The organism is Sphingomonas sp. Root241 (assembly GCF_001428865.1).
Lineage (GTDB): Bacteria > Pseudomonadota > Alphaproteobacteria > Sphingomonadales > Sphingomonadaceae > Sphingomonas.
This window is the reverse complement of sequence record NZ_LMIV01000003.1, coordinates 403,763-426,748: the sequence shown is the minus strand read 5'-3', so window position 1 is coordinate 426,748 and position 22,986 is coordinate 403,763. Positions and strand designations below refer to the sequence as shown.

Below are 22,986 nucleotides of genomic sequence, written 5' to 3'. Positions count from 1 at the left end.
CCAACGTGAATTTCAGCTGCACGCGGCGCGTTCCGGCACCGCTTCGCCGCTTATGGCACGGTTACCCGCTGAAACGGAACATTGGCCAGCTCCGGCAATGCCTTGAGCTGGGGCTCGACGGTCTTGAGATCGCCGACCACGATTAGGGTCAGCTTGTCGAGCGGGTAGCTCGCCTTCGCCGAAGCCATCATCGCCGCGGGCTCGACCGCGAGCACGGCGGGCACGTAGCGATCGGTCCAGTCGCCGGGCAGGCCGAGCAAGTCGCGCGTCGCCAGCGTGTTGGCCAGCGCCGACGAGGTCGAGTTCGAGATCGCGAACAGCCCCGCCATATAGGTGCGGATGCCCTTCGATTCCTCGATCGGCGCGGGCTCGCTCTGCATCCGCCGGATTTCCTTGAAGACCTCGGTCAGCGCGGCGCCGGTGACGTTCGTCGTCACATCGGCGTCGAAGGTCCACAGCGCGTCGCCGGGGCCGAACGCCACTGCCGAATTAGGCGAATAGGTATAGCCCTTGGTCTCGCGGATATTGGTGGTGATGCGCGAGCTGAACGCGCCGCCGAGCAGCTCGTTGGTCACACGCTGCGGGATGTCCGCTTCGCTGCCCGCGAGCGACGCATCGAAGGCGAGCCGGAGCGTGGTCTGCGGCGCATCGGGGCGGTCGATCAGCACGACGCGGGGCCCCGGCTGGTGCGGCGCAGCGAGCGCGAGCGGCGCGGGACCCGCGGCCCAGCCGCCGAACGCCTTCGTGATCGCAGCCTTGACCGCCGCTGCATCGAAGCGTCCGGCGATGTAGAGATGCGCGCGCTTCGCCCCGAACTGGCCGGCATGGAAGCGCTTCACGTCATCGATCGTATAAGCGGCGAGTTGCGCCTGGCTCGGGATCGTGCGGCCATAAGGATGGTTCGGGCCGTAGATCGTCCGGGCGAGCGCCGCGTCGGCGAGCGTGCCCGGCTGCGACAATGCGACCGACAGCTGGCGCGCGAGATTGGCCTTGATCCGGGCGAGCTCGCCGGGCGGCAATGTCGGGCGGATCGCGACGTCGCCAATCAGCGCGACTGCCTCCGGCGCATGTTCGGACAACACGTTGATCGATATCTGCGTCGTCTGCGTGCCCGCGCCGACGCCGAGTTCGCCGCCCATGCCCGCCGCGGCGGTGGCGAGATCGGCCGAGGAGCGGCCCGCGGCGCCTTCCTTGAGCATTTCGGCAGTGAGATCCGCGAGCCAGGTCTGTTCACCTTCGACGGCGTTGCCCGCGCGGACGCGGAGCGACACCATTGCCTTGGGCGCGATGCCATAGGGCACCAGGGTTACCTGCATGCCGTTGGCGAGCGTGAAGGTCTCGGTCGCGGGCAGCTTGAACGGCTTGGGCTCGCCCACCGGCGGAGGCGGCGGGAAATCCTGCGCCAGCGCAGGCATGGCGGCGGCGAGAGCCAGCGAGAGTGCGATGAGCGTGCGCCGCATCACTTGCCTCCTTGTGCACCGGCAGCCTTCGCAGCGCCGGGTTCGATGACGTAGATCGAGCGATTGGTGCGCCGCAGATATTCCTGCGCGGTCTTCTGGATCAGCACGGGCGTCACCTTGGCGAAGCCCTCTTCGATGCGGTTCACTGCCTGCGGATCATTGTCGAACAGGGCATAGACCGCGAGCAGGTTGATCAGCCCGATCCGCCCGCCGCTGTCGATCGTGCCGTAAAGGTCCGAGCGCATCTTCGTGCGCGCGCGCTCCAGCTCGGCGGCGGTCACCGGCTTGGTGCGGATGCCTTCGATGACGTCGTCGACGGCCTTGGTGATCTGGTCGCGGCTGTGCGTCGGATCGTGCGTGAAGCTGAAGCTCCACAGCATCGGCCCGCGATAATCGAACATGTCGCCGAGATCGCCGTTGATCCCGCCACCCACTTCGCCGGCGATCCCCGTTTCCTGCACCAGCTTGCGGTACAGCCGGCTGTCGTCGCCCTGGAGCAGGATCTGGTCGATCAGCCCCATCGCATACCATTCGGGCGTTCCCCGATCGGGCACATGATAGCCCGCGGCATAGCCCGGCTTGGGCGCGAGCGCGTCGACGCGGCTCCTGAACTTCTCCGCGGTCTGGCGCGGCTCGGAGATGTCGGGCTGAACCACTGCGGGTTTCTTCGCGATCGGACCGAAATATTTCTCGATCATCGCGCGGGTGGCGGCATAGTCGATGTCGCCGGCGATCACGAGCACGGCGTTGCTGGGGCGATAGAATGCCTCGGAGAAGGATTTGGCGTCGGGCACCGTCGCCGCTTCGATCTCCTTCAGATCGCCGTAGAAATTGTGGCTGTTATACCAATTGGTGTTGGCCAGCATCGGCAGGTCGATCCACGGCCAGGTGCTGTAGGGCTGGTTGAGGACGTTGACCTTGACCTCGTTGCCGACGACGCCCTGCTGGTTGGCGAGCACGGTCTGGTCGATCGCGGGGTTCGCCATGCGATCGGCCTCGAGCCACAGCATCCGCTCGAGCGCGCTCGACGGCAGAACCTCATAGTAATTGGTGAAATCGAAACGGGTCGAACCGTTGTTGATCCCGCCCGAATTGGTCACCGTCTGGTCGAACACGCCCTTGGGCGCATGCTTCGATCCCTGGAACATCAGATGCTCGAACAGATGCGCGAAGCCGGTGCGGTCCTTGGGTTCGACGCGGAAGCCGATGCCGTAATAGGTCGCGATCGTCACCGTCGGCGCGATCTGATCCCTGGACAGCACGACCTTGAGGCCGTTGGGCAGCGTGAAATACTGCATGTCGACATGCAGCTTCGCCGCTGCCGACCGGGCCGGCTGGGCGAGTGCCGCCGCAGGGATTGCGGCCGCCGCCAGGGCAAGCGCGAGGCTCCACTTCCTCATGACTTCCGAACCTTCCCCAGAATCACCTACTGTATTAGCGTAGCGATACGCCGGAACTACGGGAAGCCCTATCGTCGCTTCCGCCGCCGGAGCTGGCGGCGCGGCATCCGCAAGTAACCGCCACCCCTGCTTCGCCATCAGGCAAACAAACGATGCGTTGGAGGTGCCATTATGCTAGATCGAGTCGGGGGGAACCGCATGAACCAGCCTGCGCCAGCTTTCGAAGCCCGCGAACTCGCCCGGTGGCAACGTCGGCTGCTTCCATTCGCGATTATTGCGATCTCGCTCATGGCGATCTTCTTCTTCGCATCCTCGGTGATTCAACTTAACCGCCTGGGCACTGCAGTATCGTTCCAGCCCAGCGGGCAGATCGAGCAGGCGCTGATCAGGTTCGAGGCGCAGGCGGGAGCAGGCGCGACCGACCAGGACTATCTGCGCTGGAAGACGCTGGTGCTGCTCGAGCAGGAGACGCTTCGCCATCGCTATGCGCAGGTCAACGCGACGCTCCTGCTCCGCGCCTGGACGCGCCACCTGGGTTTCCTGACCGGGATGATCCTGGCCTTTGTCGGCGCGGTCTTCATCCTCGCCAGGCTGCGCGAGGAGCAGACCCAGCTCTCGATGGAGCAGGCCGGACTCAAGAACGCGCTCGCCACCAGCTCGCCTGGCATCGTCCTCGCGGTGCTCGGGACGGTGCTGATGATCGTGACGCTGACCGCGAGCTTCGAATTCACGACCAGCGACGTGCCCGTCTATATCGGCGCACGCCAGGCGAGCGAGGCCGCTTTGCCCCCGCCCCGCGACTTGTCGGACCCTGAAGCACGACGCGCGGAAGATGCGGAGCTCCACGGCGTATCGAATGGAGAGAACAATGCGGTACCTGATCGCTAGCCTTGCAGCAGCGTGCACGTTCGCGGCGATGGCGCCGGACGCGCACGCCCAGCGGGAGAAATACCGCGAAGGCCGGCAGCACTGGCTGGAGACACTTTATCGCCAGGCCTTCCCCCCGCTTTCGGAATGGCGCCGAGCACCATACGGCCGGACTCCCGAGATCGATTATATGCTCGGCACCAGCGCATGCCGGATATCGGGACAGCGCGACCGGGGCGCGCGGATGCTGAACCTCATTCTCTACAATTATGCGCTCAGCAGCGAAAACAAACTGCGGGTGACGAGCGAGCGCGATCGCTGCCGGGCCGCGGGCCAGCTCGCGGTGGTATCGCCGCAGGACCGGAGCGCGTTGCAGCGGCTGGTTCCGGCCGGGGCGTCCGCCCGCGGCAAGATGTATTCGACCCGCGACGCGGTCGCCAGCTATCCCGCACGCCAGCTGCGCGCGATCGATCCGGCGGAACTGGAGCGGCGGCTGGTGCCACTGAGCGAGGCCGCCCGGGTGCCCGCGACGTTGCGTGACATCGCGCCGGTCGGCGCACGGATCAAGGTGATCGGCCGCTATGCGTTCGTGACCACCGCTGGCCAGACCGATGCGCAGCTCGGGACGATCGCGACGATACTCGACAATTATGTCGGCTTCCTGCGATCCGAATATGGCATCGAGCCGCCCGACTACCACCTCACTCTCTATCTCACTCCCGACATCGCCGGAGTGCGCCGCGCGGCGCGCGACATCCATGGGCTGGACGTCAACCCGGTGACGCTCGGCTATGCGTTCCAGGAAGACCTTTCCACGGTCGCGATGATCCGCGGCACCCAGGCGGGCACGCTGCTCCACGAGCTGTTCCATCTGCTCGTGCGCGCCTCCTTCGGAGACATTCCGCAATGGCTCGATGAGGGCATCGCCAGCCTCTACGAAGTCTCGGCCTTCCGCGACGGCCGGCAGGTGGGGCTGCCGAACTGGCGGGGACGCGTGCTCGACATTGCCTGGGAGATGCGGCCCTCGCTCGAGAGCGTCATAACGAGCCCGTGGTTCGCCTTCGACATGACCGGCAGCAGCAGCACCGGCTTCATGGGCCCGACCGAACGCGTGGCGACGCACCTGGCCACCGCGCGCTATTTCGCGCTCTATCTGCAGGAGAAGGGCGCGCTGAAGCGCGTCTACACGGCGTTTCGCGAACGCGATCCCTTCGAGATCGACGATCCGGCGAGCAACGCCCTGGCGCTGGTCACGCAGATGACCGAACCGCCAGAGGCGTTGCAGCACAGCTATGACGAATGGCTAAGGCAAGCCGCGCGGCGCGACGAGACCAACGCGCCGAACACCGTGGGAAAGACCCTGCCGACCCATTGATCGCAGTGCGCGCGCCGCTGTGCCGGGCGGCAGCCTTTGCCGCCCGCGCGCCTTACTTCGCCTTCGCTGCCGACTGATCGAGCGGCACCACCGGCAGCAGCACCGCGCTCGACTGCGCCCCGCCATAAACGAGCGTCACCGTCGCCTTCTGGTAATCCGACTTCTTCGCGAAGAAGATGTTGGGGACGTATTTCTGCGGGTTTCGGTCATAGACCGGGAACAGGCTCGACTGGACCTGCACCATGATCCGGTGCCCCGGCTGGAAGACGTGGTTCACCGTCGGCAGGCGGAACTTGTACTCCTGCACCTTGTTCGCCGGGATCGGCTCGGGCCTGGCGAAGGAATTGCGGTAACGGCCGCGGAAGATGTCCATCGCGATCGGCAGCTGGAACCCGCCCATTTCCTTCTTCGTCGCCATCTCGTCCGGATAGACGTCGATCACCTTGACCACGAAATCGCCGTCGGTGCCCGTGGTCTTCGCGAAGAGGTCCGCCAGCGGCGCGCCCGAGACGCGGACCGGGGCGGTCAGCGGTTCGGTGACATAGGTCATCACGTCGGTGCGGCCGTCGACGAAGCGCTGGTCGGTGACGAGATAGGTCGACCAGCGGCCGTCGCCGAAGTTCACCGGGCGCGGCAGATGCGGGACCGGCTTGGAAGGATCGGAGACATAGGAGTCCGATCCCGCCCCTGGCTTGTCGAAGCCGAGCCCTTCGGCGGGCTTCAAATAGATCGGCGTGAGCTTCGCGTCGCAGCCGGTTTCGCAAGCGAGCGGCCATTTGCTCAGATAGTCCCAGCGGTTCTCGCCGGTATTGTAGAAGCTCGCCTTGGCGGGCGTGAAGGCAGGTGCGCCGTCCTTCAGATACGCATTGAAGAACGGGAGCAATATGTCGCGCCGCGCCTGAAGTGCCGTGTCGCCTTCGAAATTGAGCTGTCCGAGCGACGAACCATTATAGTTGAACCCCGAATGGCGCCACGGCCCCATCAGCAGGAAGTTCTTGTCGCCCGCGCGGGTCTTCTGGATCTCCTCGAAGGCGTGGATCGCGCCGTACATGTCCTCGTGATCCCAGATGCCCTGCTCCCACAGGGTCGGCACGTTCGAGGGATTGGCGGCAAGCAATTTGTCGAGCGCCTGGCCCTGCCAGAATTCGTCATAGGCGACGTGCTGGCTCATCTTGTTCCACGCCGGCAGCTGGTCATAGCCGAACTGCTTCGCCCACTCGCCCGCCGATCCGATCCGGCGGAAGGTCTCGTAATCGTCCCATTCGGGCCGGTTGGGCGCCTTGCCGTCGCCCTTGTAGCCGGTCTGCGAGCCGATCCAGCCGATATTGGCGAGGCGGAAGGCACCGTAATGGAACCAGTCGTCGCCCATCCAGCCGTCGATCATCGGGCTCTCGGGCGCGGCGACCTTGAGTGCCGGGTGCGGGTTGAGCAGCGCCATCACCACGGTGAAGCCCTCATAGCTCGAGCCGAGCATGCCAACCTTGCCGTTGCTCTCGGGGGTGTTCTTGACCAGCCAGTCGATCGAATCCCACGCGTCGGTGGTGTGATCCACCTTGGTCGGGTTGAGCGGGCCGACCGGCGGGCGCGTGATCACATATTCGCCCTCGGATTTGTACTTGCCGCGGATATCCTGGAACACGCGGATATAGCCGTCGCGCACGAACACCTCGTCGCCTTCGGGCAGCGCGTTGATCATCGTCGTGCTATCGGTGCGCTTGACGCGGCCGGCGGCGTTATAGGGCGTGCGCGTGAACAGGATCGGCGCGTTCTTCGCGCCCTTGGGGATGACGATGACGGTGTAGAGCTTCACGCCGTCGCGCATCGGGATCATCACTTCGCGCTTGATGAAGTCCGAAGGCTGGGCTGGCGGGTCGAACTTCGCCGGAATGTCGTTGAAGGTGGAAGGGGCCGCGGTCTGCTGGGCATGGGCCACGGGGATCAGCGCAGTGGCGGCGAGAAATGCGACGAGCGACTTTTTCATTTTGATCTGTGTCTCCCTGGGAAGCCAGACCGATACGTCCAAAGCCGCACCAAAAGGAAGAGCCTGCCCCCACCAAGGTAAGGACAGGCTCGTGTTTCCTGGGTTTGTCCGGGAGTTCAGGCGTGTTCGGGGGTTCCCAGCAGTTCCGCCTCCACGCTCTCGACCATGTGCGGCCGAGTCGCGCCGATCGGACCCACCCCTTCCGCTACCGGCGACGGGCGCCCGATCTTGAACCGGGCCGAGGTGCGGCCCTCGCTGCCGTCGGGAAGCGTATAGCGCGCCTCGGCGACCACGACCGGGTTGAACACCCGGCCCATTTCGCCCTTGGGCACTGCGAGGTGCGCGTCGATGCGCGTGCCGTCGCCGGGCTCGATCGTGACCGGCGGCACGGCGGTGTCGCCGCGATCCCCGGTGAGCAGGCTCTCCATTTCGCCCGACTCGGCATCGGCGAGCATGAAGGTCGAGATGCGGACGTCGCGGGCGGGAACGTCGCCCGAATTGCCGACGGTCAGCTCGACATCGACCAGAGCCTCTTCCTCGCTGGTGCCGGCACGGACCGGGCGCAGCCCGAACTCGAGCCACGGGCGGTTCGAGACCGGCGCGGGAGCGTCGGTGACGCCGGCGAGGTCCTCGCGCTCCGGCTCGGCGAGCTCGGCCTCGGTACGCGCCTCGGCGAAGGTCTCCGGTTCCGCGGCGGCGGCGGCGGGCGTAGCGGCGGCGGCCGTCGCAGCCATGAACGGAGTCAGCTCCGGTTCGCGACGCGGCGCCGAGATCGGGGCAGCGGCAACCGGCGCTTCAGAAGCGCGCGGCGCTTCGGGCTCGCGAACCACGGTCTCCGCTACATATTCCGGCTCGTCCCGGCGGCGGCGCATCAGCAGCAGCGCAGCGGCACCCGCGAGCACCAGCAGCAGGCCGCCGAGCAGCCACGGCCAGGCAAGGCCCGGACCGCTGCTCGTCTCGGTCTGCGTCGTCTCGACGGCCGGCGGCGGCGCGGCGGTCTCGGGCGCCGGAGTCACGGCCGTCGGCGCAGGTGCCTCGACAGCGGGCGCCGGCGCCTGAGCGGCGGGCGCGGCCGGAGCGGCAGCCGGCGCAGGTGCCGGAGCGGCCTGGCGCGTGGTCGTCGTCGTGGTGCGGGTGGTCTGGCGGGCGGGTGCCGGCCGCGCTGCGGCACGCGTTTCGGCACGGGGTGCAGCCCGTGTCTCGGCACGCGGCGTCACTTCGGTGCCGGGCACCGGTCCTGGCGGCGGCGCGGGCTGGACGATGGGTGCCGACGGCGCCATCTCGACGCGCGGCGCCGTCGCGGGTGCCGGAGCCGGCGCCGGCGTCACCAGGATCGGCGGCGGCGTCACGGTCTGGGTCGCGGGCGTTTCCTGCGCGAAGGCCGGGGTTGCTAGGAGCGCGGCACCGATAAACAGCGCGGCGCGGGGGCTGAGGAGTGGTTTCTTCATCATAACGAAGGTTAAATGAATGGAACCCGGCCTCGGCACCGCGACGTGCGCCGGAACGTGGCCCGCGAGCGGCGAATTACACCGTTAATTCAGCGTTCAGCCGCAAAATCGCCGCACTTTCCAAAGGCAAAAAGGTTCCACCGCCGGTTTGACAGACGCGGCCCCGTTCCCTATATCGCCACTCACACCACAGCACCGGGAAATGATGCGCCGTCGCGCAGTGCATCGTGCGAATTGGAGTTGTGGAGTTCATAGGACGCTGAAAGCTGCCGAATTCCGAGAAGGAAGTCGCGCGGCCTTTTCGCGTCCTTTCGCACGTCCCGGCCCCGGAAAGGGGCAGTGATTTTACGGCTGACGAGGCACAAAACACCCATGGCTACCAAAGCGATCGAAAGCGGCACGATGAAGCGCCGCATCCGCAAGGTGTTCGGCGACATCCACGAAGTGGTGCAGATGCCGAACCTGATCGAGGTTCAGCGCGAATCCTACGAACAGTTCCTGCGGAGCGATCCCTCGATCGGCTACGTCTCGGGCCTCGAGAAGACGCTGCGCTCGGTATTCCCGATCCGCGACTTCGCCGGCACCGCCGAGCTCGACTTCGTCAATTACGAGCTCGAGAACCCCAAGTTCGACGTCGAAGAATGCCGTCAGCGCGGCATCACTTATGCGGCGCCGATGCGCGTCACGCTGCGCCTGATCGTGTTCGAGGTGGATCCCGATACGGAAGCCCGCTCGGTCCTCGATATTAAGGAGCAGGACGTCTACATGGGCGACATGCCCCTGATGACGGGCAACGGCACCTTCTTCATCAACGGCACCGAGCGCGTGATCGTCTCGCAGATGCACCGTTCGCCGGGTGTGCTGTTCGATCATGACCGCGGCAAGACCCACGCCAGCGGCAAGTATCTCTTCGCCGCCCGCGTGATCCCGTATCGCGGCTCGTGGCTCGATTTCGAGTTCGACGCCAAGGACATCGTCAACGTCCGTATCGACCGCAAGCGCAAGCTGCCGGTCACGACGCTGCTCTACGCCCTCGGCCTCAACAGCGAGGACATCCTCAACCACTTCTACAACCGCGTGACCTATGTCCGCGGTCCGGGCGGCTGGCAGATCCCGTTCGCCGCCGAGAACTGGCGCGGCGCGAAGCCGATGTTCGACATCGTCGACGCCAAGTCGGGCGAAGTCGTGTTCCCCGCCGGCCAGAAGATCTCGCCGCGCGCGGCGAACAAGGCCGCCAAGGATGGCCTCGAGACGCTGCTGATCCCGACCGAGGAAATCTTCGGCCGCTACAGCGCCTATGACCTGATCAACGAATCGACTGGCGAGATCTACATCGAGGCGGGCGACGAAGTGTCGGCCGAGAATCTCGAACTGCTGGACAAGGCCGGCATCGAGCGCCTCGAGCTGCTCGACATCGACCACATCTCGACGGGTCCGTGGATCCGCAACACGCTCAAGGTCGACAAGGCCGAGGAGCGCGAGCAGGCGCTGAGCGACATCTACCGCGTCATGCGCCCCGGCGAGCCGCCGACGCTCGAAACCGCGGAATCGCTGTTCGCCGGCCTGTTCTTCGATCCGGAGCGCTACGACCTCTCGGCCGTCGGCCGCGTCAAGCTCAACATGCGCCTCGACCTCGACGCCGAGGACACCGTCACGACGCTCCGCACCGAGGACATCCTCGCCGTGGTCAAGACCCTCGTCGACCTCAAGGACGGCAAGGGCGAAGTCGACGACATCGACAATCTCGGAAATCGTCGTGTTCGCTCCGTGGGCGAGCTGCTCGAGAACCAGTACCGCGTCGGCCTGCTCCGCATGGAGCGCGCCGTTAAGGAGCGCATGAGCTCTGTGGACGTGTCCACGGTCATGCCGAACGACCTGATCAACGCGAAGCCCGCGGTCGCAGCGGTGCGCGAGTTCTTCGGCTCGTCGCAGCTCTCGCAGTTCATGGATCAGACCAACCCGCTCTCCGAAGTGACGCACAAGCGTCGCGTCTCGGCGCTCGGGCCGGGCGGCCTCACCCGCGAGCGCGCGGGCTTCGAAGTCCGCGACGTTCACCCGACGCACTATGGCCGCATCTGCCCGATCGAGACGCCCGAAGGCCCGAACATCGGCCTGATCAACTCGCTGGCCTCGTTCAGCCGCGTCAACAAGTACGGCTTCATCGAGACGCCCTATCGTCGCATCATCGACGGCAAGGTGACCAACGACGTCGTCTATCTGTCGGCGATGGAAGAGGCCAAGCACACGATCGCGCAGGCTTCCGCCGAGCTCGACGAAGAAGGCCGCTTCACCGAGGAGCTGGTCTCGTCGCGTCAGGCGGGCGAGTTCCTGATGGCGCTCCCTGAGCAGATCACACTGATGGACGTCAGCCCCAAGCAGCTCGTCTCGGTCGCCGCGTCGCTCATTCCGTTCCTGGAAAACGACGACGCCAACCGCGCGCTGATGGGCTCGAACATGCAGCGCCAGGCCGTGCCGCTGGTGAAGGCGGAAGCGCCCTTCGTCGGCACCGGCATGGAAGAGACCGTCGCCCGCGATTCGGGCGCCGCGATCGGCGCACGCCGTTCGGGTGTCGTCGACCAGGTCGACGCGACCCGCATCGTGATCCGCGCCTCGGGTGATGTCGAAGCCACCCAGAGCGGCGTCGACATCTACACGCTGATGAAGTTCCAGCGCTCGAACCAGTCGACCTGCATCAACCAGCGTCCGCTGGTGAAGGTGGGCGACGTGGTCAACGCCGGCGACATCATCGCCGACGGCCCGTCGACCGAGTTCGGCGAGCTCGCGCTCGGCCGCAACGCGCTCGTCGCGTTCATGCCGTGGAACGGCTACAACTATGAGGATTCGATCCTCATCAGCGAGCGGATCGTGAAGGACGACGTGTTCACGTCGATCCATATCGACGAGTTCGAAGTGATGGCCCGCGACACCAAGCTCGGGCCCGAGGACATCACGCGCGACATCCCGAACGTCGGCGAGGAAGCGCTTCGCAACCTCGACGAGGCGGGCATCGTGTACATCGGTGCAGAGGTCGAGCCGGGCGACATCCTCGTCGGCAAGATCACGCCGAAGGGCGAATCGCCGATGACGCCGGAAGAGAAGCTCCTCCGCGCCATCTTCGGCGAAAAGGCCTCGGACGTGCGCGACACCTCGCTGCGCCTGCCCCCGGGCGTTGCCGGCACGATCGTCGACGTCCGCGTCTTCAATCGCCACGGCATCGACAAGGACGAGCGCGCGCTGGCGATCGAGCGCGAGGAGATCGAGCGCCTGAAGAAGGACTCGGACGACGAGCGCAACATCCTCAATCGCGCCACCTGGTCGCGCCTGAAGGAGATGCTCATCGGTCAGGTCGCCACGGCGGCGCCGAAGGGCCTCAAGAAGGGCGCCACCATCGACGCCGACCTGCTCGACAGCGTCGATCGTCACGAATGGTGGAAGTTCTCGGTCCAGGACGACGCGATGCAGTCGAACCTGGAAGCGGTGAAGGGCCAGTATGACGAGGCCGTGAAGCGCATCCGCGAGAAGTTCGACGATCGCCGCGAGAAGCTGGAGCGGGGCGACGAGCTGCCGCCGGGCGTGCTCAAGATGGTCAAGGTGTTCGTCGCGGTGAAGCGCAAGCTGCAGCCGGGCGACAAGATGGCCGGCCGTCACGGCAACAAGGGCGTCATCTCGCGCATCCTGCCGGCCGAGGACATGCCGTTCCTCGAGGACGGCACGCCGGTCGATCTCGTGCTCAATCCGCTGGGCGTGCCTTCGCGCATGAACGTCGGTCAGATCTTCGAGACCCATCTCGGCTGGGCCGCGCGTCAGCTCGGCCAGCAGATCGGCGTCGCGCTCGAGGATTGGCGCCATGCCAATCCCGACGCGACCGGCGGGCAGATGCCCGATGCGGTCAAGTCGCGCCTCAAGGAAGTCTATGGCGACCATTATGCCGCCGAGATCGAGGCACGCAGCTCGGATCAGATCATCGAGCTGGCGACCAATCTGAAGCCGGGCGTGCCGATGGCGACTCCGGTGTTCGACGGCGCACGCGAGGCCGACGTTTCCGAGATGCTGGCCCTGGCGGGCCTCGACACCTCGGGTCAGTCGACCCTGCTCGACGGCCGCACCGGCGAGGCGTTCGATCGCAAGGTCACCGTGGGCATCATCTACATGCTCAAGCTGCACCACTTGGTCGACGACAAGATCCACGCGCGTTCGATCGGCCCCTACTCGCTCGTCACCCAGCAGCCGCTGGGTGGTAAGGCGCAGTTCGGTGGTCAGCGCTTCGGTGAGATGGAGGTCTGGGCACTGCAGGCGTACGGCGCAGCCTATACCCTGCAGGAGATGCTGACGGTGAAGTCCGACGACGTGGTCGGCCGCACCAAGGTCTATGAAGCGATCGTCAAGGGCGACGACACCTTCGAGGCCGGCATTCCCGAGAGCTTCAACGTGCTCGTCAAGGAAATGCGCTCGCTGGGCCTCAACGTCGAACTCAAGAACGACGAGCCGGGCTTCGATAGCGACGGCGTCCAGATCGCTGCGGAATAAGGACAGGATCGAGTGTCAACTTCGGAGTGACACTTGTTCCCCTTTGCCCAGAGAAATTGTCCTCCCATGAGGAAACAGAAATGAACGAACTGACCAACTTCGCGAACCCGGTGGCCAAGCCGGAGACCTTCGACCAGATCCAGATCGGCATCGCCTCGCCGGACCGTATCCGCTCGTGGTCGTTCGGCGAGATCAAGAAGCCGGAAACCATCAACTATCGCACGTTCAAGCCCGAGCGTGACGGCCTGTTCTGCGCGCGCATCTTCGGTCCGATCAAGGATTACGAGTGCCTGTGCGGCAAGTACAAGCGCATGAAGTACAAGGGCATCGTCTGCGAGAAGTGCGGCGTCGAGGTCACCGTCTCGAAGGTCCGCCGCGAGCGCATGGGCCATATCGAGCTCGCCGCCCCGGTCGCGCACATCTGGTTCCTGAAGTCGCTGCCGTCGCGCATCGGCCTGCTGCTCGACATGCAGCTCAAGCAGCTCGAGCGCGTGCTGTACTTCGAAGCCTATATCGTCATCGAGCCGGGCCTGACCCCGCTCGAGAAGTATCAGCTCCTCACCGAGGACGAGCTGCTCGACGCGCAGGATGAGTATGGCGAGGACGCCTTCTCGGCCGGCATCGGTGCCGAAGCCGTCAAGCAGATGCTGATGGACCTCGACCTCGAAGGCGAGCGCAAGGAGCTTCTGGAGGAGCTCGCGGTCACCAAGTCCGAGCTCAAGCCCAAGAAGATCATCAAGCGCCTCAAGGTCGTCGAGAGCTTCATCGATTCGGGCAATCGCCCGGAGTGGATGATCCTCGACGTCGTTCCGGTCATCCCGCCCGAGCTGCGCCCGCTGGTGCCGCTGGACGGCGGCCGCTTCGCGACCTCTGATCTCAACGATCTGTATCGCCGCGTGATCAACCGCAACAACCGCCTCAAGCGCCTGATGGAGCTGCGTGCGCCGGACATCATCGTCCGCAACGAAAAGCGCATGCTGCAGGAAGCCGTCGACGCCCTGTTCGACAACGGCCGCCGCGGCCGCACGATCACCGGCGCCAACAAGCGTCCGCTCAAGTCGCTGTCCGACATGCTCAAGGGCAAGCAGGGCCGCTTCCGCCAGAATCTGCTCGGCAAGCGCGTCGACTATTCGGGCCGCTCGGTCATCGTGACCGGTCCAGAACTCAAGCTGCATCAGTGCGGCCTGCCGAAGAAGATGGCGCTCGAGCTGTTCAAGCCGTTCATCTACGCCCGCCTCGACGCCAAGGGTCTGTCGATGACCCTCAAGCAGGCGAAGAAGTGGGTCGAGAAGGAGCGCAAGGAAGTCTGGGACATCCTCGACGAAGTCATTCGCGAGCACCCGGTCCTCCTCAACCGCGCGCCGACGCTCCACCGTCTGGGCATCCAGGCGTTCGAGCCGGTGCTGATCGAAGGCAAGGCGATCCAGCTTCACCCGCTGGTCTGCTCGGCGTTCAATGCCGACTTCGACGGTGACCAGATGGCCGTGCACGTCCCCCTGAGCCTCGAGGCCCAGCTGGAAGCGCGCGTCCTGATGATGTCGACCAACAACATCCTCAGCCCCGCGAACGGCAAGCCGATCATCGTGCCGTCGCAGGACATGGTCCTCGGCCTTTATTATCTGTCGATGATGAAGGAAGGCGAGCCCGGCGAGGGCATGCTGATCGCCGACATGTCGGAGGTCCACCAGGCGCTGAACGCGGGTGCGGTTACGCTGCACACCAAGATCATCAGCCGCGTGCCGCAGACCGACGAGAATGGCGTCGTCAGCATGAAGCGCTACGAGACGACGCCGGGCCGCATGCTGCTTGGCGAGACGCTCCCGCAGTCGCACAAGGTGCCGTTCGAGACCGTCAACCGCCTCCTCACCAAGAAGGACGTGGGCGACGTGATCGACGAGGTCTACCGCCACACCGGCCAGAAGGAGACCGTGCTGTTCGCCGACGCGATCATGGCATTGGGCTTCCGCCATGCGTTCAAGGCGGGCATTTCGTTCGGCAAGGACGACATGATCATCCCGGACGCCAAGGTGGGCCTGGTCGACGAGACCCGCGCGCTCGTGAAGGATTACGAGCAGCAGTATCAGGACGGCCTGATCACCCAGCAGGAGAAGTACAACAAGGTGATCGACGCCTGGAGCCGTTGCGGCGATCAGGTGGCCGGCGCCATGATGGACGAGATCAAGGCGGTGAAGCGCTACGAGGACGGCCCCAACAAGGGCCGCGAGAAGGACATCAACTCGATCTACATGATGGCCCACTCGGGTGCCCGCGGTTCGCAGGCGCAGATCAAGCAGCTCGCCGGCATGCGCGGCCTGATGGCCAAGCCTTCGGGCGAGATCATCGAGACGCCGATCATCTCGAACTTCAAGGAAGGCCTGACCGTCCTTGAGTACTTCAACTCGACCCACGGCGCCCGCAAGGGCCTCGCGGATACCGCGCTGAAGACCGCCAACTCGGGCTACCTCACCCGCCGCCTTGTCGACGTGTCGCAGGATTGCGTCGTCATGGAGGAGGATTGCGGCACCGAGCGCGCGCTCGAGATGCGTGCCATCGTGCAGGGCGGCTCGACCATCGCGTCGCTCGGCGAGCGCATCCTCGGCCGTACCACCGCCGAGGACGTGGTCGACAGCAAGACCAACGAAGTCATCATCCCTTCGGGCACGCTGCTCGACGAGGCGATGATCACGCAGATCGAAGCCATCGGCATCCAGGGGATGAAGATCCGCTCGCCGCTGGTCTGCGAAGCGCGGATCGGTGTCTGCGGCAAGTGCTACGGGCGTGACCTCGCCCGCGGTACCCCGGTGAACATCGGTGAAGCGGTCGGCGTCATCGCGGCGCAGTCGATCGGCGAGCCGGGCACCCAGCTGACGATGCGGACCTTCCACATCGGCGGCGCGGCGCAGCTCAACGAGCAGTCGAACCTCGAAGCGCCGGTCGACGGCACGATCGAGTATCGCGATCTGCGCATCATCGTCGACCAGCGTGGCCGCCGCGTGGTGCTCAGCCGCTCGGGCGAGATCGCGATCGTCGACATGGACGGCCGCGAGCTGGCGGTGCACCGCATCCCCTACGGTGCGTATGTGCTGTTCGACGACGGCCACATCGTCTCTGCGGGTGACCGCATGGCGGAGTGGGATCCGTTCACCATGCCGGTGATCACCGAGAACCCCGGCACCGTGAAGTATGTCGACGTGATCGAAGGCAAGACGATGACCGAGCAGGTCGACGAAGCGACGGGCATCGCCCAGCGCGTCGTCACCGAGAATCGCGGCATCTCCGCCAAGAAGGAGGATCTGCGTCCGCGCCTGACCCTCACCGGCGAAAGCGCCGAGGAGGCCGGCCGTTACATGCTGGCGGCAGGCGCGGTGCTCTCGGTCGAAGACGGTGCACAGGTTCAGGGCGGTGACGTTCTGGCCCGTGTCAGCCGCGAGTCCGCCAAGACCCGCGACATCACCGGCGGTCTGCCGCGCGTCGCCGAGCTGTTCGAAGCACGCAAGCCCAAGGAGAACGCGATCATCGCGAAGGTCTCGGGCCGCGTCGTGTTCGGCAAGGACTACAAGGCCAAGCGCAAGATCGGGATCATGCCCGAGGACGGCGGCGAGGTCGTGGAGTATCTGGTTCCGAAGTCGAAGGTGATCGACGTCCAGGAAGGCGACTACGTCAAGCGTGGCGACAACCTGATCGGCGGTTCGCCCGATCCGCACGACATTCTCGAGGTGCTCGGCATCGAGCCGCTCGCGGAATATCTCGTGTCGGAAATCCAGGAAGTCTATCGACTGCAGGGCGTGAAGATCAACGACAAGCACATCGAGGTGATCGTTCGCCAGATGCTGCAGAAGGTCGAGATCATCGAGTCCGGCGACACCACGCTCCTCGTGGGCGAGCAGCTCGATCGCGACGAAATGGACGAGGTCAACGCAAAGCTCGAAAAGGGCCAGGCCCCCGCACAGGGCAAGCCGATCCTGCTCGGCATCACCAAGGCGTCGCTGCAGACCCGCAGCTTCATCTCGGCGGCGTCGTTCCAGGAGACCACCCGCGTCCTCACCGAGGCGGCGGTCCAGGGCAAGCAGGACACCCTGCTCGGCCTCAAGGAGAACGTGATCGTCGGCCGTCTCATCCCCGCCGGCACCGGCGCGGGCATGAACCGCCTGCGTGTCGCAGCCTCGTCGCGTGACGCGGCGCTTCGTGTGGCCCAGCGCCGCATGAACGAAGCCTCGCTGATCGCGCCGAACTCGGCCGCGGAAGAGCATGCCGCCGAACTGGCCCGCTCGACCCGCGACGCCGGCGGCACCGGCGACGATGCGCTGGCCAGCGTGGTCCCCTCGGGCCACGGCACCGACGCGGACGCCGGCGAGTATCTGAACGAGAGCGAGTGATCGCTTCCGTTCGGCCGCTCACGCGCTGAACAAAGAAAAGCCGCCGCCCGGGAGACCGGACGGCGGCTTTTTCTTTGTCGGCGATCAGACGGTCAGCTGGTCTTCGCAGCCTTTTCCTTCTCGTCCTTCTTGTTCCACAGCTTCATTTTCTTCGCGCGATCGGCGAAGGTCGCGCGATCCGATGGCGATACCTGGGCCCGGCCGGACATGATGCCCATGCCGATTGAGCAGCGGACGAAATAGGTTTCGCCTTCCTCCAGCTCCATGTTGAGCCGATCGGTCGCCTCGCCGGTAGTGTAATAAACGTGCTTGCCGGGTTCGGCGGTGTGGACCCAATATTTCCCCGCCCCTAGCCGAGCGACCTCGATCTCCCCGGCGCCTTCGCCCTCGCGCACGGTGCAGCCGAGCGCCATTCCCATGAGGCTGCCGGGGCGCCAGAACACGATCTGCGCCTTGCCCGCCGGCGCCTCGCCGATCGTACCGGATTTGGTGATGATCGCCGGAGCAGGTGCCGGGGGGGTGGGCGCAGCCGCCGGGATGGCCGCCGTTTCGACCGTAGGGGCCGCTTCCTGTGCGCTGGCCGGCGTAGCGCATGCGATAGACGCCAGCAGCAGCGTCGATCCGATAAATACCCTCATTCCTACTCCCCTCCCGTTGAACCTCATGATTGCGTCTCACCCGCCGGAGCCGCCTCGGGCGCCGTCGGGATTTCAATGTCGGTGGCGATAATCGCATTGGCGCGAGCCCCTGCCTCGATCGTCTTCTCGCCTCCGCGCATGAGAAATCCAGAAAACGGGATCACCATGCTGACCCCCAGTGCACCGTCGCGCCGATCGGTACCGATGCCCAGCCCTCCCATGCGGAAGCGGCGCAGCGGGATCCGAACGCCCCGATGCTCGAGATAGCGAACCGTCACGATCAGCTCGCCCGCTTTCCCCGCCCCGCCGGCCTTGGCGGCATGGACGACCTGGCCTTCGCCGGTGGTGCCGGCCGGAACGGCGATCACCCCATCGATCACGATCGGCGCAGTCAGACGGATCGGAAACATGTCGTCGATCTTGCTGGTCTTCGAGTTCAAAGCGCCGGCGAATTCGAATTCCACCGGCGTCAACGCCGGCAAGCGAACGATGCCGGCGACGGCAGCTTCGCCGGCTTGCGGCGCCGACACCTGCGCAGCGGCACCGCCGATCGACACGGAAATCACGGCCGCGTACGCAGCCATTCTTGACAGATAGATCACGGAGCCCCCCGGCATTTAGCCGAAGCTAGGCCAAACTTTGTTCAAGCTGCAAGGGGTTTTCGGCGCGACTCCTCACACCGCATGGTGCGAATGGCATTTGCCGAAATCGCCGACGTCGCGGAGGCACCGCCGGTCGAGCACCACCAGCGTGTCCGGGGCGGTGTGTCGAGTCACATCGCCTGGACGGATCGGGGTTCTGAAACACGCGTCCATCGGACCTTCGGCCCTAAAAGACGCCCAGTTCCTCGCGATCGCGCAGATGCAGATAGCGCTGGTTGAAATCGCCCACCTCGCGCAGCCGCCGCCAATCGGGGAAGCTGATGTTGCGGCGATTGCGGACGATCAGCCCCTCCGTCTCCAGCACCTTGAGCACGCGATTGACGTGCACCGACGTCAGGCCGGTTGCGTCGGCGAGCTGCTCTTGCGTCATCGGCAGCTCATAGCCATGGTCGGGCCGCGCCAAGCCATTCGCCTCCAGCCGCAACGCGAATTCGCAGAGCAGATGTGCCAGCCGGCTACGCGAATCCCGGCGGCCGACATTGAGCACCCATTCGCGAAAGATCGACGCCTCGACCAGTGATGTCACCTGGATCGCCCTGCCGACATTGGGCCGCTCCAGCGCGATCTGCTGGAACGCCGTCATGGGGACGTCCGCAATCTCGGCGCGGGTAAGCATCTGGACGTTGTGGTCCGAGACTTCGAGGAACAAATTCTGGAAATCGAGCGCCTCGCCGGGGATGTGCAGCCCGATGATCTGGCGCGCGCCGTCGCCGGTGATCTTCTGGCGGAACGCATAGCCCGAAACCAGTACGCCGCAGGTCCGCGGCTTATCGCCCTCGCGCACGGTATAGGTGGCCGCTTCCAGCCAGCGTAATTTATAGGGAAGCGCCAGCAGCGCATCGCGATCTTCGTGCGTCAGCGAATGATTGCGGTCGAGCCGCCGGATCAACGGACTGAGCGGGTGGTCAGCATCTGCCATTGCAACATACTCCCGCTGTTCTGGGCGGGAGCACGAGCCTCTCTCAGTCGCCAATGGCCGAGATATCGTATGGCGATACCACTGCCATAACATACGAGGCTCTATATAAACCGAACAAATGTTGTGTTTGAGTTGAATGACGCGGAGATCGGAGTAGAATCATCCATCGCCAAGTTTCGAGATCGAGCCTTGGCGGCTGGAGGACTTTGCGCTCCCGCTCATCGGAACGCCGTGATGCCGCTATATTATTTCCATTTGCGCGATGGGATCGACGTTCTGCTCGATCCCGAGGGACGCGAGCTGGACAGCCACGAAGCGATCGTCACGGCGACTCTCGTCGAGGCTCGTGGCCTGCTCGGCGCAGAGGTTCGGACGGGCCAGCTCGACCTCGACCAGATGATCGACGTGGAGGATGAGGCTGGCGCGGTCGTCCACCGGCTCCGCTTCGCCGATGCGCTGACGATCGTCTGGCCGACGCCTCAGCCCGGCTAGCCAAGCTGCGCTCCCCGCCCTATTCCGGCGCGCATGGCAACCCATCTCCACGACCTCTCGGTCCCCGTCTTCCTCCGCGGCTTCAAGGCGATGGCCGCATTCCTCGAAAAGGCGCGCGCGCATGCCGACGAACACGGCATCGCGCATGACGATCTGCTCAGTGCGCGGCTCTATGAAGACATGGCGCCGCTGACCGGACAGATCCAGCGCGCGAGCGACTCCGCCAAGTTCGCCGCCTCACGCCTCGCCGGGATCGAGCCGCCGGCGATGCCCGATACCGAAGCGAGCTTCGATGACCTCCAGGCGCGCATCGCCGCGACGGTGGCGTTCCTGAACTCGGTCCCGCGCGAGGCGATCGACGGGCGCGAGGACGCGGACGTCGAATTGAAGACTCCGTCGCGCAGCTTCCACTTCAAGGGCCGCGACTATCTGCTCGGCTTCGCGCTCCCCAATTTCTATTTCCACGTCACCACCGCCTACGGCATCCTGCGCCACAAGGGCGTGCCGCTGGGCAAGATGGACTATATCGGCGGCATGGGATGACGCGGATCGCAGTCATCGGCGCCGGCGCGATCGGCGGGACGCTCGCCGCGTGGCTGGCGCAAACCCATGATGTGACCGTCTGCGCGCGCACGCCGCTGACCGATCTCGAGGTCGAGACTCCCCAAGGCGTGATCCGCGCAGCGCCCCGCATCCTCACCGAACCCGCGAAAGCGACCCCAGTCGATTGGGTGCTCACGACCACCAAGACCTATGACTGCGCGGCCGCAGCAGCATGGCTGCCGGGGCTGATGGCACCCGCGACGCGGCTGGCGGTGATCCAGAACGGCGTCGAGCAGCGCGAGCGCTTCCCGATGGTGCCGTCCGAACACATTGTCCCGGTGATCATCGACCTACCCGCCGAACGCACTGCCCCCGGCCGCCTCGTCCAGCGCCGCGACGGCACGATCCTGGTGCCCGAGGGCGTAACAGGCGAGGCGTTCGCGGCCCTGTTCGCGGATACGGTGATCCACGCCGCGACAACGCCCGACTTCACCACCGCGGCATGGCGCAAGCTCGCGATCAACTGCTCGGGCATCGTCAGCGCGATCACCCGCCGCGCGGCCGAGGTCGCCAATGACGAGGGTGTGGCCGAAGTGATGCGCGGATTGGTCCGCGAATGCATCGCGGTCGGCCGGGCCGAAGGCGCGACCTTGCCCGACGAGCTTGCCGATCAGGTCGTCGAATGGACGCGGAAAGCGCATCCGGATTCGGTCAATTCGCTCCACGCCGATTTCGTCGCCGGCCGCCCGATGGAGCTCGATGCGCGCAACGGCGTGATCGTCCGGCTCGGCGCGAAGCACGGCATACCGACGCCGCTGAACAAGGCCCTGGCGGCATTGGTGGGGGCGAGCGCAGCTTAAATCCTCCCTCGGAGCGAAGCTCCGGGGGAGGGGGACCGCTCGCAAAGCGAGTGGTGGAGGGGGCGTAGCCGCACATGCATCGCTTGCGGTGGGTCCCCCTCCGTCACGCTTCGCGTGCCACCTCCCCCGCTGCGCGAGGGAGGAATATCAGATCTCAACGATCCGGCTACCCAGCCGCTCGGCCTCGGCGCGGTCGTGGGTGACCATCAGGATCGGCAGCCCCAGCGCGTCGCGCAGCCGCTCGATCAGACCCATGATCTCCTCGCGCCGCGCGCGGTCGAGCGACGACAGGGGCTCGTCGAGCAGCAGGAAACGCGGGTTCGAAAGCAGCGCCCGCCCGATCGCCACGCGCCGCGCTTCGCCGCCCGACAGCGTCCGCGGCCAGCGGTCGAGCAGCCCCGCCAACCCGAGCAAGGCGATCGTCTCATCGACATCGACGGCGCCCTCGCCGCTACGCCGGCCATAAAGCAGGTTCGCACGCACGCGCTTGTGCGGGAACAGCCGCGCTTCCTGGAACACATAGCCCGCGCGCCGCCGCTCGGGCGGCAGATCGAGCCCTAGCGTGGCATCGAACAGATCCTCGCCGCGCACCCGCACATGCCCGCGATCAGGTTCGACCAGGCCCGCCACCATGTTGAGCACGCTGGTCTTGCCCGCACCCGAAGGTCCGAACAGCACCGTCAGCCCGGCACCGCCCTCGATCCGGCAGGCGATCTCGGCATCGCCCAGCCGTTTGGCGACGTCGATGTCAAAGGACATGCAGCCCCCGCCCCGCGCGCCGCGCGATCAGTTCGGAGGCGACCAGGGCCGCCAGCGAGAGCAGCACCGAAACCCCCGCCAGCCGCAGCACCAGGGCCTCGCCGCCGGGAGTCTGCAATGCGGCGTAGATCGCCAGCGGCAGCGTCTGGGTCTCGCCGGGGACGTTGGAGACGAAAGTGATCGTCGCGCCGAACTCACCCAGCGCGCGCGCGAAGCCGAGCACCACGCCGGCAATCACCCCAGGCAGGCTGAGCGGCAGCGTGACCGTCGCGAAGGTCCGCCAGCGCCCCGCCCCCAAGGTCCGCGCCGCCTGTTCGAGCCGCCGGTCGACACCTTCGATCGACAGGCGGATCGCGCGCACCATCAACGGCAGCGCCATCACGCCCGCCGCGACCGCCGCGCCGGTCCAGCGAAACAGGACGCTTACCCCGAACCAGCTCTCCAGCCACGCGCCGATCGGTCCCGCGGGAGCGAAGGTGAGCAGCAGCAGCCAGCCGGTCACCACCGGGGGAACCACCAACGGCAGATGCACCAGCGCGTCGAGCAGCACCCGCCCCGGAAACCGCACCCGCGCGAGCAGCCAAGCCAATGCGAACGCCAGCGGCAGGCTGACCAGCACCGCCACGCCGCCCACCTTGAGCGACAAAGCGACGATGCCCCATTCCTCGGGCGTCAGCAT

16 protein-coding genes are annotated in these 22,986 nt (G+C 65.8%); 7 read left to right on the top strand and 9 right to left on the bottom strand.

The features are described from left to right. Positions 1–50 precede the first annotated feature (50 nt). Together ASE13_RS17095 and ASE13_RS17090 are read right to left on the bottom strand one after the other, a co-directional pair. Entirely contained in the window at positions 51–1,460 is a 1,410-nt protein-coding gene (locus ASE13_RS17095; protein WP_056618873.1) for a M16 family metallopeptidase, read from the bottom strand. Further along, entirely contained in the window at positions 1,460–2,860 is a 1,401-nt protein-coding gene (locus tag ASE13_RS17090) for a M16 family metallopeptidase (RefSeq protein WP_056618870.1), read from the bottom strand. The genes ASE13_RS17095 and ASE13_RS17090 overlap by 1 nt, the downstream gene beginning before the upstream one ends. Before the next feature lie 198 nt (positions 2,861–3,058). Here ASE13_RS17090 and ASE13_RS17085 point away from each other — a divergent pair, with 198 nt between their 5' ends. After that, entirely contained in the window at positions 3,059–3,748 is a 690-nt protein-coding gene (locus tag ASE13_RS17085; RefSeq protein ID WP_056618866.1) for a hypothetical protein, read from the top strand. Further along, a complete protein-coding gene (locus ASE13_RS17080; RefSeq protein WP_156404955.1) occupies positions 3,729–5,102 on the top strand; it encodes a hypothetical protein in 1,374 nt (457 codons plus the stop codon). Before ASE13_RS17085 ends, ASE13_RS17080 begins: the two co-directional genes overlap by 20 nt. A 52-nt stretch (positions 5,103–5,154) precedes the next feature. Here ASE13_RS17080 and ASE13_RS17075 read toward each other — a convergent pair whose 3' ends face one another. Together ASE13_RS17075 and ASE13_RS17070 are read right to left on the bottom strand one after the other, a co-directional pair. Continuing rightward, positions 5,155–7,083 carry a CocE/NonD family hydrolase gene (locus ASE13_RS17075; protein WP_056618860.1) on the bottom strand — a complete coding sequence of 643 codons (1,929 nt, stop codon included), beginning with the start codon at positions 7,081–7,083 and terminating at the stop codon, positions 5,155–5,157. Positions 7,084–7,199: 116 nt separating this feature from the next. Then, on the bottom strand, positions 7,200–8,531 hold the full coding sequence (locus ASE13_RS17070; protein WP_156404954.1) for a hypothetical protein: 1,332 nt from the start codon (positions 8,529–8,531) through the stop codon (positions 7,200–7,202). Positions 8,532–8,903: 372 nt separating this feature from the next. On the opposite strand from ASE13_RS17070, the gene rpoB reads away from it, so the two are divergent. Then, positions 8,904–13,058: a DNA-directed RNA polymerase subunit beta gene (gene rpoB, locus ASE13_RS17065; protein WP_056618856.1), complete on the top strand. Its 4,155-nt coding sequence runs from the start codon at positions 8,904–8,906 to the stop codon at positions 13,056–13,058. An 80-nt stretch (positions 13,059–13,138) separates the two neighbouring features. After that, positions 13,139–17,434, top strand: a complete 4,296-nt coding sequence (rpoC, locus tag ASE13_RS17060; RefSeq protein WP_056618854.1) for a DNA-directed RNA polymerase subunit beta' — start codon at positions 13,139–13,141, stop codon at positions 17,432–17,434. A 92-nt stretch (positions 17,435–17,526) separates the two neighbouring features. On the opposite strand, the gene ASE13_RS17055 is transcribed toward rpoC, so the two are convergent. From ASE13_RS17055 to ASE13_RS17045, 3 genes are all read right to left on the bottom strand, one after another. Next, a complete protein-coding gene (locus ASE13_RS17055; RefSeq protein ID WP_056618852.1) occupies positions 17,527–18,072 on the bottom strand; it encodes a hypothetical protein in 546 nt (181 codons plus the stop codon). 23 nt (positions 18,073–18,095) lie between these two features. Then, positions 18,096–18,656 (bottom strand): hypothetical protein, encoded by a 561-nt coding sequence (locus tag ASE13_RS17050; protein ID WP_056618849.1) that lies wholly within the window; start codon positions 18,654–18,656, stop codon positions 18,096–18,098. Between the two features lie 244 nt (positions 18,657–18,900). Then, positions 18,901–19,653 carry a Crp/Fnr family transcriptional regulator gene (locus tag ASE13_RS17045; protein WP_056618845.1) on the bottom strand — a complete coding sequence of 251 codons (753 nt, stop codon included), beginning with the start codon at positions 19,651–19,653 and terminating at the stop codon, positions 18,901–18,903. 234 nt (positions 19,654–19,887) lie between these two features. Between ASE13_RS17045 and ASE13_RS17040 the strand changes: the two genes are divergently transcribed. Genes ASE13_RS17040 through ASE13_RS17030 form a run of 3 tightly spaced genes read left to right on the top strand, consistent with a single transcriptional unit; the run spans position 19,888 to position 21,548 of the window. Then, positions 19,888–20,145 (top strand): DUF6894 family protein, encoded by a 258-nt coding sequence (locus ASE13_RS17040; protein WP_056618839.1) that lies wholly within the window; start codon positions 19,888–19,890, stop codon positions 20,143–20,145. 33 nt (positions 20,146–20,178) lie between these two features. Then, positions 20,179–20,688, top strand: a complete 510-nt coding sequence (locus tag ASE13_RS17035) for a DUF1993 family protein (RefSeq protein WP_056618836.1) — start codon at positions 20,179–20,181, stop codon at positions 20,686–20,688. Then, the gene (locus ASE13_RS17030) at positions 20,685–21,548 is read left to right on the top strand and encodes a 2-dehydropantoate 2-reductase (RefSeq protein WP_056618834.1); all 864 of its coding nucleotides are present in this window, start codon (positions 20,685–20,687) and stop codon (positions 21,546–21,548) included. The genes ASE13_RS17035 and ASE13_RS17030 overlap by 4 nt, the downstream gene beginning before the upstream one ends. A 147-nt stretch (positions 21,549–21,695) precedes the next feature. On the opposite strand, the gene ASE13_RS17025 is transcribed toward ASE13_RS17030, so the two are convergent. Both ASE13_RS17025 and modB read right to left on the bottom strand, forming a co-directional pair. Then, positions 21,696–22,307, bottom strand: coding sequence for an ATP-binding cassette domain-containing protein (locus ASE13_RS17025; protein WP_056618831.1), 612 nt, complete (start codon positions 22,305–22,307; stop codon positions 21,696–21,698). Then, entirely contained in the window at positions 22,297–22,986 is a 690-nt protein-coding gene (gene modB, locus ASE13_RS17020) for a molybdate ABC transporter permease subunit (protein ID WP_056618829.1), read from the bottom strand. The genes ASE13_RS17025 and modB overlap by 11 nt, the downstream gene beginning before the upstream one ends.